This window comes from Streptomyces sp. NPDC057002, from assembly GCF_042673825.1.
Taxonomy (GTDB): Bacteria; Actinomycetota; Actinomycetes; order Streptomycetales; family Streptomycetaceae; genus Streptomyces.
Genome location: NZ_JBHURZ010000003.1, coordinates 619485 through 631837, shown reverse-complemented (window position 1 = coordinate 631837; position 12353 = coordinate 619485). Strand labels below are relative to the sequence as shown.

The 12353-nt window shown below is 66.0% G+C and carries 10 protein-coding genes; all 10 read left to right on the top strand.

Annotated features, from left to right (window positions below; genetic code table 11):
* Nucleotides 1-6 precede the first annotated feature (6 nt).
* The 10 genes from ACFT32_RS17495 (at nucleotide 7) to ACFT32_RS17450 (ending at nucleotide 12353) form a co-directional block, all read left to right on the top strand.
* Complete coding sequence (locus ACFT32_RS17495) at nucleotides 7-1836, top strand: fibronectin type III domain-containing protein (RefSeq protein ID WP_382489837.1); 1830 nt, start codon at nucleotides 7-9, stop codon at nucleotides 1834-1836.
* Between the two features lie 72 nt (nucleotides 1837-1908).
* Nucleotides 1909-2493 carry a phage tail protein gene (locus ACFT32_RS17490; RefSeq protein ID WP_382489835.1) on the top strand — a complete coding sequence of 195 codons (585 nt, stop codon included), beginning with the start codon at nucleotides 1909-1911 and terminating at the stop codon, nucleotides 2491-2493.
* Nucleotides 2494-2519: 26 nt separating this feature from the next.
* The gene (locus ACFT32_RS17485) at nucleotides 2520-3380 is read left to right on the top strand and encodes a hypothetical protein (RefSeq protein ID WP_382489833.1); all 861 of its coding nucleotides are present in this window, start codon (nucleotides 2520-2522) and stop codon (nucleotides 3378-3380) included.
* A 142-nt stretch (nucleotides 3381-3522) separates the two neighbouring features.
* Nucleotides 3523-6453 (top strand): C40 family peptidase, encoded by a 2931-nt coding sequence (locus ACFT32_RS17480; protein WP_382489831.1) that lies wholly within the window; start codon nucleotides 3523-3525, stop codon nucleotides 6451-6453.
* A complete protein-coding gene (locus ACFT32_RS17475) occupies nucleotides 6453-7178 on the top strand; it encodes a hypothetical protein (RefSeq protein WP_382489829.1) in 726 nt (241 codons plus the stop codon). The genes ACFT32_RS17480 and ACFT32_RS17475 overlap by 1 nt, the downstream gene beginning before the upstream one ends.
* A gap of 11 nt (nucleotides 7179-7189) precedes the next feature.
* Entirely contained in the window at nucleotides 7190-7474 is a 285-nt protein-coding gene (locus ACFT32_RS17470; protein ID WP_382489827.1) for a hypothetical protein, read from the top strand.
* On the top strand, nucleotides 7461-8660 hold the full coding sequence (locus tag ACFT32_RS17465; RefSeq protein ID WP_382489826.1) for a hypothetical protein: 1200 nt from the start codon (nucleotides 7461-7463) through the stop codon (nucleotides 8658-8660). The genes ACFT32_RS17470 and ACFT32_RS17465 overlap by 14 nt, the downstream gene beginning before the upstream one ends.
* Entirely contained in the window at nucleotides 8657-9628 is a 972-nt protein-coding gene (locus ACFT32_RS17460; protein ID WP_382489824.1) for a phage baseplate assembly protein V, read from the top strand. Before ACFT32_RS17465 ends, ACFT32_RS17460 begins: the two co-directional genes overlap by 4 nt.
* Nucleotides 9629-9638: 10 nt before the next feature.
* Entirely contained in the window at nucleotides 9639-10727 is a 1089-nt protein-coding gene (locus tag ACFT32_RS17455; RefSeq protein ID WP_382489822.1) for a poly-gamma-glutamate hydrolase family protein, read from the top strand.
* Nucleotides 10728-10829: 102 nt separating this feature from the next.
* Nucleotides 10830-12353, top strand: a complete 1524-nt coding sequence (locus tag ACFT32_RS17450; protein ID WP_382489820.1) for a baseplate J/gp47 family protein — start codon at nucleotides 10830-10832, stop codon at nucleotides 12351-12353.

Here is a 12353-nt window from a genome sequence, read left to right as displayed (position 1 = left end):
CAGTTCATGGGCCTGTACGGCGGCTTCGGAAACGGCATGAATTACTTGCCTTTCCAGGTCTACGAATATTTCTCGAACGGTGGCCAGAACGCGTGGATTCTGCGGGCCACCCCCACCGATTCCGTCGCGGCCCGCCTGGTGATCAAGAACCAGCCCCTGCCGCCGCCGGAGACCATCGTCGCCACCCCCGACGGCACGGCGCCCACCGGCTCGGGGAGCGCACCGTCGGGCGAGGTCACCAACGTGCAGTTCGTGGCGCCCAGCGGCAGTGTCACCGCAAATCCGGAGCAGACGGCCTTCATGATCGAGTGGGATGCGATCACACCGCTGTCGAGCGTGGATGCCTACGAGGTCGAGGTGACGCGGCCGGACGAGGGCTCTTTCTCCAAGACGGTGTGGGTCACGCAGCCGTCCAGCGGTAAGCCGCAGGCGGCTTTCACGGACTTGGCGCCCGGAACGACGTACGAGGTCCAGATCACCCCCTACAAGGGGGCCACGGCCGGCGACCCGATGACCACTCCCGCGACGTTCGACACGGCGGCGGGTTACACCGAGGTCGACGCGCTTTCGATCACAGCGCGCGGCAGGGGGAAGTACGGCAACTCGATCTACGTCTCCACCACGGCCTCGTGGAACGCGGGCCGCTTCCACTTGTTCATCAAGTACGGCGGCACCAACCAAGGAAACCTGGTGGAGACATGGCAGGATCTCTCCCTCAACCCGGGTGACCCCCGCTACGTGGTCAGCCTGCTCAACTCCTCGCAGTCCGGCTCGAACTACGTCTCCGTGGCGAACATGCTGCCCCCCTCGGCCAGCACGCCCGGCACCAGCGCTACCCCGGATGCCTCCTGGCAACCGGAGCTGCTCACGGACGCCCCCCTGGCTACCGGCGCTGACGGTGTCCAGGCCGTGAACCTGGCCGAGCAGCTCAGCCAGCACTTCGCCTCGGTCTCCGATGTGCTCCTGGTCAACTTGTGCGGAAACACGAGCCTGACGGACCACATTCCGGCGACCACACAGATCAACGCGGCCCTGGCATGGGCAGAGGCACGGCGCGGCGCCTTCCTGGTCCTGGACGCGCCCCGTCAGCCTGCCCCGATCGACGCGGCCACGGCGGCGACGAAGTTCACCGAGACCGCCTCCGGTTACGCGCCGGCGTCGTCCTTCGCGGCCCTGTACGGGCCGTGGATTCAGGTCGCCGACCCGGCCGGCGCCTCGGTGTCGTCTACCCGGATGCTGCCGCCGAGCGGGGCCGTGATGGGCCAGTACGCACAGGCTGACGCTGCTGTCGGCCCCAACCGCAGCCCGGCCGGCGTCGCTTACAGCCTCGTGGGTGCCGTGGGCGTGGAGCATCTCTTCTCGCTCGATCAGCTCGATGCGCTCAACCAGGCCGGACTGAACGTCATCCGGCCGGTACCGCAGAGCGGGTTCTGCATCATGGGCGCCCGCACGCTCAAGCAGGGCATGCCGGACCGGTACATCAGTGTCCGGCGCATGCTGATCTACATCGAGAACCTGCTGGAAGACGTGACCAGGTTCGCGATCTTCGAGCCCAACGGGCCTGACCTGTGGGCGACGTTGGCAGCCCTGGTCGACCAGCAGCTCCTCACGCTCACGCAGGCCGGCCAGCTCCAGTCCTCGGTACCCGACCAGGCGTATTTCGTGGCCTGCGACGAAACCAACAACACGCCGCAGACCGTGGCCCTGGGCGAAATCCACATCACGGTCGGCGTGGCGCTCTCCTCGCCTGCGGAATTCATCATCATCGAGATTTCGCAGTACCAGGGCGGCGTCTCCCAGTCGACTTCATCCATCGAAGAGCCCACCACCGTCTGACGTCAGCAGCCTGACCGCCTCTCATTTCTGTTCTTTCCGGCGGCCCCTTCATCGGGAAATGAGAGGTGACCCGTGGCAGCCACAAGTACGACCCAGAAGCCGAGCCTCGCACAGCTCCAGACCGACCCACTCCGGAATTTCAAGTTCCAGGTCAAGATCCATCTGGCGAACTCGACGCTCGACTCCAGCAAGCGGTCCAACCAGCTCGGCTTCATGTCCGTCAGCGGCCTGTCCATCACGACCGACGTGGTGGTGTACAGGCAGGGCGGGATGAATACGACAACCCAGAAAATGCCGGGCCAGTCGGACTTTGCACCGATCACCCTCTCAAGGGGGTTGATCTGTGGCGATTCGGACATCTATGCCTGGCTGACCAAACTGTTCAAGGTCATGCAGGGCACCGGCGGGAACGACGGGTCGTACAACTTCCGCGCGACCATGGACATTTTCCTCCTCGACCACCCCGTCACCACCCAGACCGTCTACTACAAGGCCGGCTGGCGGGTCTACAACTGCTGGCCCACGAGCATCGCCTTCGGCGACCTCGACAGTGGGGCAAATGGGGTCGAACTACAGCAAATTACCCTTGCTCACGAAGGCTGGGACTTCAAGATCGCGAGCAAGTACGGCCCGGGAACCGGCATTTCCCTGCCGTAACTCAACCCCCACTCGAAGGACACACAGTGACTGAACCCGTTACGCTCCCCGACTTCGAGCAGTTCGGCGGCCAAACCATCAACGGTCTGGAAAAGCCGGAAGAGGCCACCGCCGCCACCCAGGCCGTCCTCAAGGAGTCCCGGGATTCCGGCAAGCCCCGCATCGACGACCCCGGAGACACTCAGGTCACCCTCGAACGCGGAATCTGCCGGGATGACATCTGGCACCGCGAGGCAGAGGTGCGTGAACTCAACGGCTACGACGCAGAGGCCATGGCCGCCGCCGGCGCCAGCAACTCCGCCTACAAGGTGGTTGAAACACTCCTGGCGCGAGGCGTCGTGAGCGTCGGCGGCGAGCCCATGACCCGCAAGCTGTCCGGCGAACTCCTCATCGGCGACCGCGAACTGCTCATCATGCACATCCGTCGGGCCACCTTCGGCAACGTCCTCGAATTCGAGCAACTGCCCTGCCCCCACTGCGGCGAGCTGGTCGACCTGACCGTACACCTCGACGCCATCCCCACCGTCCGCCTCGAAGACCCCCAGCGCACCGAGTTCGACGTGCCGCTGCGCAAAGGCGCAACGGCCATCGTGCGCCTGCCCACCGGATTGGACCAGGAGGCGGTCTTCGGCATCAAGAACAACCGGGCCAAGCAGGACTCGGAAATCCTCTCTCGGTGCGTCCTGCGCCTGGTCCAGCCCGACGGCACCGAACTACGCCGGCCGCCCGCGCAGACAATCTCCATGGCCGACCGGCAAACCCTGCTCCAATTCCTCACCGACACCCAACCCGGACCGCGCTTGCTCGACTTCACGTGGACGCACGAGACGTGCGGGGAGGAGGTCGAACTGCCGATCAACCTGGCCACCCTCTTTCGCGGACTGTGACTACCAGCGGGCCTTTTCCGAGATCGAGATCCTCGCCCAGATTCACCCCGCCTGGTCCCTCCACGAAATCAAATCCCTGTCCATCCGCGAGCGCAATCACTGGATTCGCCGCGCCGCCTGGGAAATTGAAAGGAGGCTGTAGATGGGAACTCCTCCGCCGCCGCCCGGCCCACCGACCCCGCCTAATCCGGGCCAGGGCCGGTTGTTCGGCGCGAACAATCTCGGGCAGCAACTCGATGCACTGACACGGGCGTTCACGACTTTCACGAATCGTTTCGCAAGCACCGCCGGCCTGAACACCATGGGCTTCCAGGCGACGAACCTGGGCCAGGGGCAGCGCACGGGGGACCAGCTCGGCCGAATGCAGCAGCGCTACCAGCAGCAGTACGACGCCCACAACGCGGCCCGCCAGCGCATGCAGGACGAGCTGGAGCGCCAGCAGCTCCAGTGGGACCGCCAACTCCGCGTCGGCACCCGCAACGCCAACAACATGCGGTCGCCGGCCTGGCGTCGGCAGGAGGCCCAGGATCTGCTCGACGAGCAGGCGATCCTCTTCGCCAACAACCAGTCACGCACGCGCCGCGACTGGCAGCTCCAGGACAACCAGCATTCGGGCGCCATGGCGAACATGGTCGCCGACATGGCCCGCATGCGGGCACAGCAGCGTACCCAGACGACCATGAACCGCATTGGCTTCGGCGCCCAGGTCGGCGGCGCCATCGTCGGGGCGGCCCGCTCGTACTACTCCGGCGGCATGGAAGAGATGGTCGGCCAGTTCGAGCGGCGGATGTCGATGCTCCGCCCGGACTGGTCCGGATCGCACGGCACACGGGCGCGTGACTACTTCCGCGACATGAAGCGCTCCGGCGCGATCATGTGGGGAACCTCGGAGGAAGACGCCGTCGGCGGCTACTCCGCCATCACCATGCAGAACCCCCGCGACCAGGTGAGGGTTCAGGCCGCACGAGCTGCTTCGGCCGCGTTCATCACGCCGGGACTGGGCATGCAGGGCGCCGCCCAGATGCAGCAGGAACTCGGCACCGGCCAGGCGTTTTATGCGAGCCAAATGTTCGGCCTCGCCCCGACCCGATTCGCGGGAGGCCGGCAGAACAGTTCAGGCGCCATGGCCTTGAGCCTCGCGCAGCGCGTGAACAACGGAGGATTCGGAAACCTCACCTCTGAGCAGCTCACGGCACAGCTCGCTCAGGGTGGTTCTCTGTCGATGAGCATGGCCAACTACGCGCGGGTGGCCGGGCTTTCCGGTCAGAGCATGGAGGCCATGCGCAACCAGACCGAGATTCTCCGGAGCGTCATGAATCCGGAGAAGAAGGGTCTCAAGGGGCTGAGCCAGAAGGAAGCCCTCAGTCTGCTGGAGGACGTGGGCGGACGGGACACCGAAAAGGCCGAGAAGGCGTTCGACAAACTCAAGAAATACGCGCCCAGCGTCGGCGACTCCTACCAGGACTCCCAGCGCTACCTCCAGGGCCTGTCCCGCGAGGGCCATCTGCCCGCTTCCGCCTCCTTCCTGGACGCGGCAAAAGCGAGCGCCAACACGCTGGCGGACATCCACACCCTGCTGCAAAAGACTCTGGAGCCGCTGGCCGATGTCATCGGCACAGCCGCCGGTTCGGCCAAGGGTGGCGGATTCTGGGGCTCTCTCGGTACCGGCCTCAAGTCGGGCTGGAACTGGGGTCCCAACGTCTTCTTCGGCGACGCGGGGGAGGGCACCGACCAGGGGTCCTGGGCCAAAAGCGCGTGGAAGGGCATCTCCGGCCTCTTCGGCGGCGACTCCGGAACACCCGAGTCCAAGCAAGGCAAGAAGACCAAGAAGAGCGACAAGGCCGGCCTCCCCGGAGGCAGTGTCTCCAAAGCCATCTCCTTCGCCCGCTCCCAGGTCGGCGAGCGGTACATCCTCGGCGCCGAAGGCCCGGACGCGTGGGACTGCTCCTCGCTCATGCAGCAGGCGTTCGCCGAGGCCGGCGTCAAGTTGCCGCGCACCACCTACCAGCAGATCCACAAGGGTGTCGAGGTCCCCATCGACGAGGTCCGCCCCGGTGACCTGGTCTTCTACAAGGACATCAGCCACGTCGGTGTCTACGCCGGCGACGGCAAGGTCATCGAAGCCGCGAACCCAGGGCGCGGCGTCGTCGAGGGCCCGATGTACAGCAAGTTCAAGCGAGCCCGCCGTGTCATGGCGGGGGGTGTGGAGGCCAAGGAGAGCCTGTCCGGGGACCAGTCCGACCCGACCACCGACCACGGCTCGACCGGCGGAGGGTTCAACGTCTCCGGCGCGTACGGCTCCGTCGAGGAGGTCGACGCCCTCGCGGCTGCCCTCTCCGGCGGCGCGGGCACGGCCCAGACCGTCAGCCAAACCCCACAGGCCACCCAGAACGAAGAAGCAGAGAGCGACGAAGGCGACAGCGACGCCGGAAAGGACGCGCCGCACAACGTCAAGGCAAACGTCGCACTCGGCAAGAAAATGGCCGCCGAAATGGGGTGGTCGGGCAGTCAGTGGACCGCCCTCTACAAGCTGTGGCACAACGAGTCCGGGTGGAGGCACTGGGCCGACAACCCGAACAGCGACGCCTACGGCATCCCCCAGGCAATGAGCAACCTCCACCATGAAACCGCGACCAAGGAATGGCGCAACTCGCCGAAGAAGCAGATCGCTTGGGGCCTGAAGTACATCAAGGGCAAGTACGGCACGCCACAGAAGGCTTTGAACTTCTGGAACTCCCGTAGCCCGCACTGGTACGCCGACGGCGCGTGGGAGGTTCCCGGGCAGGCAGGCGAGGGCCTCGACGCCAAACTCCACGGCGGGGAAATGGTGCTGGAGCGCAACACCGCCCACACCGTCCGCCAGGCCCTCCTCAACCAGGGCCTCAACCCCAGCCCCGGGCAGGGCTCGAACGCCGCCGGCGGCACCGGTTCCGTGACCCTCCAGTTCGGTGCCGGCTCGGTCGTCGTTCAAATGCCCACTGCGAGCGCCGAGGGCGCCAAGAGTGCTGCACAGGCTTTCGTGACTCACATCGCAGCCGATGAGCGGATCAAGTCGCTGATGGGAGGCTGGTGATGGCCGAGAAGAAGAAGTCCGACGGTGCGGTCAACCTCCCCGGAAAGGGCATCTGGGAGAACAATTTCGACCCGCGTATCCAGAACATCCCGTCGTATCTGCCCGGCGAGAAGGGATCGAACTACGGCCTGAAACGCGGGTACATGGTCACGGCCTTCCCGAAGGGGCAGTCCGGCCGTTTCTACATGCTGAATTTCCTGTACAACCCCTCCACGGTCCAGGTCAGTCACGGGATCGACGCCGCGAACCAGGTCATGCCGGCCTACACCAGGAGCGATCAGGACAAGGGAACTCCGCTCGTCGCGGCCGGCGGCACGCTCTCCTTTTCGCTGCTTTTCGACCGCAGTTACGAGATGAGCGACAGCACGCAGTTCAACAAGATCGAGGGCACGTACGGGGTCATGGCCGACATTCACGTGCTCTACAACATGGTCGGCATCAACGCCCCTCAGCAGGTGTGGAATCAGGGCGACGCGGAGGCGGCCGAGTCATCTGTGGACGCCAACCAGGTAATCGGCGTCATGCAGATGAATCCGGTCTGGTGCCGATTCGGGCAGGCACGCCACGCCATGCGAGACAAACTGCCGGGCCTGAGCCGCATGGAGTATTTCGGGTACGTCAGCAGCCTCGACATCACCTACACGCATTTCTCTCAGCGAATGACCCCGGTGCGGTGCGCCGTCAGCATCTCCATGCAGCTCATGTCGACAGCCGGCTGGGTCTAGGGAGGAATTCCATGGCTATTTCCCGCACTTCGCGCTACCAGCGCAACGAGACGACCCTGGTTAAGGACCGCAACGGCCAGCTTCAGCTCGCCGTCATGCACCGCCGGCCCGAGGCACAGAAGCTGCGCGTGTCGGACTACCGGTGGCGCAGCAGTGAGCGGGTCGATGACGTGGCCACGCGGTATTACCAGAGCGAGTCGAGCTGGTGGATGTACGCCGAGGCCAACCCCGGCATCCTCGACTGGACCCAAGTGCCCGCTGGTCAGCAGATCATGGTGCCCCGTGGCGTGGCGTAAGGTCTACCGGCCCCATCTGTACGCCAGGCGCCCCGCCCTCGAAAAGGGCGCCTGGCTTTCTGGCGTGGAGATCTACCAGGCCGAAGGCGCCCACCAGGTCGTCGAGCTGACCGTCATGCATACCTACAACCCCGCGTTTCCCGCCCAGCAGTGGCGGACGCCGGCGGGCTCGGTCTGGGCCGAGAACACCCCCGTGCACTTGCAGTACGGCTGGTACACCGATGACTCTGCCGACTGGTACGGCTACGTCGCCTCCAGCCGCGTCCTGGCGAGTGAGACCGACCCGCGTTTCGGGTACGCGGTGCAAGTCCCGGTGGTCTACACACTGCTCGGTGCCAGCATGCTGATGCAGACCCGCCGCAACAGGACGTGGCGCGGCACCACGGCCTCGGCCGCCGCCCGGCAGATCGCCCGGGAGTACAACCTCCAGCCGCGTGTGGACACCACGAGCAACGTCTACGAGCAGAGCACCCAGGCGAGCAGCGACTGGCAGTACCTGTGCGATCTGGCGGACCGGACCGGCTACCGGCTGTACTGCGACAACACGTCCGTTTGGTTCACCAACCGCCGAACGGTCATGCAGGCCCCCGACGGCAGCGTGCCCGTATTCCACCAGCGCAAGGCACCGGGCGTCATCGACTCGCTCCGGGAATTCAGCGCGGTAATCGGCGACACGGACCCAGCCGGCGGCCTGCGGGCCCGTTACGAGACCACCGCCTTCAACCGCACCACCAATGTCCTGACCGCGAGCACCTACGCCCAAAACCGCACCACCGTGCAGGGCCAGGCAGTGGCCCCGCTGTTGACCAACCAGTACAGCACCCGGCCGGCGGACTCCTACACCCAGGCACAGCGGCTGTTGGACGCGTCGGCTGACTGGTTGTGGGTGGAGGCCCGCGCCACGGTCAACGGTGACCCGAGGCTCAGGCCCGGCTCGCTCGTCGAGCTGCGCGGCGCCGGGATCGGGGACGCCAACGAGGGGCTGTGGATGGTCCGGAGCGCTGTCCACAAGCTGGGGATCAACCAGTTGTACCCGCAGAAGTCGACCTACACGACGACGATCGTGGTCGGCCGGAGTGACGTCCGAGGACTCGATCTCGGTGTACAGGGGCAGCCGAGGCAGCCGGCGCCCACGGTCCTCGTCTCCGGCCGCTGGCGGGCTGCCTACACCGGGGGGACGTCATGACCGCCCTGTGCGGCGTGTACGCCGGCATCGTCGTCTCCACCCAGGACCCGCAGAGCCGACGGCGCGTACGCCTGCGCATCCCCCAGATCACAGGGACCGCAGTTTCCGGGTGGGCGGAGCCGGTGAGTTTCGGCACCGTTGCGCCCGGCGATCAGGTCACCGTCGCCTTCGAAGGCGGCGACGCGAACTACCCGGTCTACTGGCCCCGCGTGACGGAAACGGTCGCCGCCTGGCAGCCGCTCACCCTGGAGCCCGACTGGGTCGCATCGAGCGCCGGCAGCCCCGTTTACCGGACGACCGAGGACGGCATGGTCGAGCTGTCCGGTTCTGTCGAGACCACCACGGGCATCGCCCTGGGGACGTCCGTGAAATTCGCCAGCCTCCCCGAGAATGCCCACCCCATCGAGCGCCACCGCGCGATCACCGCCACGATCTACCGCACCGCCTACAACTCCAAGTCGGTCTACGGCGAATACCGGACCACGACGTCGACCACAAGCACCACGTACGTCACCGACGCCAACGGGCCGACCGTCAGCTTCATCGCGTCAGCCTCGGGACAGGCCGTGGTCGTCTTCGGCGCCATGATGCAGAACACCACCGCAACGGGCCGCTGTCTGATGGGTGTCCGGATAACCCAAGGCGCTACGAGCATCGCCGAAGGCGACGACAACCGCTCCGCAGAACTTCAGGGCACCAACAACGCCTCCGTCTCCAACTCCCGCCAAATCACCGGGATGACGCCGGGGACGACGTACACCGCGACAGCCGTGTACCGAACGGAAGGCGCCAGCTCATCCGCTTCATTCGACAACAAATGGATCGTCGCCATCCCTGTGGGCCAGCACGACACCCCGGCGGCGCGGATCACGATGGAAACCAACGGCGACCTCATGGCGCTTTTCCCAGGAGGCGCAGCCCCCACCTACGACATGTCCCTCACTGGCATCCGCGCCCGCATCGTCTAAGGAGAAGGCAGTGGCCTACCCCTATTACCGGGCCCTCGCGGCAGCGAAAACGCTGGGCATCGACTACGACATCAAGAACACCTACGGTGTCGGTGACTACCTGGGCCACATCGCCATTCATGGCGGTGCGATCGAGCCGCCCACCTCGCAGCTCGCCCAGTACTGCGCCGACGGGGGCGCGTACTACTCCTTCGAGGCCCTCAGCGACCTGACCGCGCCCGACCTCGCTCTGCCGCCTACCACGTTCGATGAGCCCTTCTGTCTGGTCAATGTGGGCAATTCCGCTCGCACCATCTCCTGGCGCGGCGTGGAGGACCAGCGCGAAGCCGAGGAGGTCACCTACGTCAGCGGCCTGGACGACGTCCTCGTGTCTCTGGTTATCCAGGAGCTGAACGCCTCGGGCTTCGTCACGGACACCCCGCCCCTGCGGTTCGAGGGGAGCGACCCGCAGAACATCACCAACAAGAACAAACTCCGCGCCGGCGTCCAGCTCGACCTCACCCGGTCACTGCGCAAGACCTTCTACTCTGCTGGCGACCTGTCCGCGACGTCCGTCACCAACCCGGAGAACCGGCTGCCGGCCTTCTTCACCTACGGCGACGCGATCAACCGGGCCGCTGCTCTGGTCCCCCTCACCGTGGAGCAGCCCGAGACACCTCCAGTCATCCAGGCCACCGGCCCCGTCGACACGGCGGTCTCCGTCGCTATGCGCACACCTTTCGCGATCGACCACACCGGCGGCGTGGCCTCCACCACGGAGCCGCGCGAGCAGCTCCTGGACCGCATCCACGCCCTGGTGGGCACGCTGCCCGGCGAGCGGGTCATGCGTGCCACCTACGGTGTGCCGACGAGCGCAGCCCTGTTCGAGGAGAACGCCGACGTCGCAAACGATCAGCTTCAGCGGGGGGTCCTTGACGCGGTGGCCCAGTGGGAGCCCTCCGCCGTGGTGTCGGCGATCGTCGCCACGGTGAACAGCGAAGTCGGCATGGTGGACATCAACGTCCAGGTCAGTCGCTCCGATGTCCCGGGCGCTGAGCAGGACAACACACGCACCATCGGGGTCCTCGTCGGAGGCACCGTCGTATCGACCCCCGGGTAGCAATTAACGGGCCGACGCCCAGGACCGTAGAATCCCATTATCAGGCCGGCACACATTTTATGACTCGGACCCGCTGGCGGGGACCGAGAGGAAGTGTGTGCCGTGGCAGTCGACAGCGGGTCGGTAGCGAATATCGACTACACGTCGCGTGATTTCACCGGCTACCGCGATTCTCTCCTGGCGTACGCCGAACAACTGCTTCCGGAATGGACCTCTCGAAGTCCGGCTGATTTCGGCGTCGTCATGGTGGAGCTGTTCGCCTACCTCGGCGACATCATGAGCTTCTACCAGGACCGAATCCAGGACGAGGCTTTCCTTTCGACCGCCACCCAGCGCTCAAGCGTTGTAGCCATCGCGCAGCAACTCGGCTATCAGCCGCACACCGCGATCCCTGCCACCGGCCAGGTCGCTTTCAGCCCGGCCCCGGGCCTGACGTCTCCTGTGACGCTCCCGGCCGGCACCCAGGTCATCACTGCGTACATCGCCGCCCTGGACCGGCCCATCACGTACGAGACCACCGCCGACGTCATCGTGCCGGCCTACACCACACCCGTGCCGCAAGTCGTCGGCCTGGTCACCGAGGGCGCCACCCAGGGCAGCCGCACCCTGGCCCTGTACGCCTCCACCTCGGGCCAGCCAGCCACCACCGTCCGCGTCGAGGACGTCGGCGAGTCCGACGGCACCAAGAGCCAAGCGTTCACGCTCGCGCAGTCCCCCGTGCTGCTCGACACTGTCCGGATCTTCCTGGACGACGGAGTCGGCGGCACCGAGTGGACCCGGGTCACAGACTTCCTGCTGACCCGGGACTCCGACCTCATTTTCACCGCCATCACCGACGACCAGGGCGTCACCTACATCACTTTCGGCGACGGCGTGACCGGAGCCATCCCTGCGACCGGTCTGAAAATCACAGCCGCCTACCGCACCGGCGGCGGCTCCTACGGCAACCTGCCCCAGGGCTCCATCCTCGACCTGGCGGAAGGCATCCCCGGCATCGGGGTCTCTGGTTCCTCTCCCATGACCGGCGGTGCGGACGAGGAGCCCATCGACCAGATCCGTACCAACGCACCTCGCGTCTTCCGCACCCAGGGCCGAGCCGTCAGCGAGACCGATTACGCAGACCTCGCCCTCAACGTCGCCGGCGTGGCCGACGCCCGCGCCGTGGTCCGCTCCGCCAGTGCGGTGACGATCTTCATCATCGGCCCGAACAACATCCTCCCCAGCGAGGGGCAGCGGGACGCAGTCGCCCAGTACGTGCAGGCCCGGTCGCTGTCCGGCGTCGTCGTCAACGTCGTCAACGGCTCCCTGATCCCCGTCAACATCGGCTCCAGCTCCTTGCCGGTCCTGGTCTCCGTCCAGCCGCGCTACCGGCGCGACACGGTGAAGCTGGCCGTACAGCAGGCGATTCAGCAGGTGTTCACTCCGCCGGAAACCACGTTCGGCTCCCGCATCTCCATCTCCCATCTGTACCGGGCCATTCAGGAAGTGCCCGGTGTGGACTGGGCCGTCATTCAGATGATGGCCCGCTCGGATCTTTCTCAGAGCGGCACCGCAGACGTCATCTGTCGCGAAAACGAGATTCCCATCGTCGGCAGCATCGTCATTACCGCCAGCGGCGGAGTATAG

What these genes read in the sequence shown, in the direction of transcription:
- ACFT32_RS17495 (WP_382489837.1), top strand. Translation starts at nt 7, where the DNA reads ATGGGCCTGTACGGCGGCTTCGGAAACGGCATGAATTACTTGCCTTTC.
- ACFT32_RS17480 (WP_382489831.1), top strand. Translation starts at nt 3,523, where the DNA reads ATGGGAACTCCTCCGCCGCCGCCCGGCCCACCGACCCCGCCTAATCCG.
- ACFT32_RS17475 (WP_382489829.1), top strand. Translation starts at nt 6,453, where the DNA reads ATGGCCGAGAAGAAGAAGTCCGACGGTGCGGTCAACCTCCCCGGAAAG.
- ACFT32_RS17470 (WP_382489827.1), top strand. Translation starts at nt 7,190, where the DNA reads ATGGCTATTTCCCGCACTTCGCGCTACCAGCGCAACGAGACGACCCTG.
- ACFT32_RS17460 (WP_382489824.1), top strand. Translation starts at nt 8,657, where the DNA reads ATGACCGCCCTGTGCGGCGTGTACGCCGGCATCGTCGTCTCCACCCAG.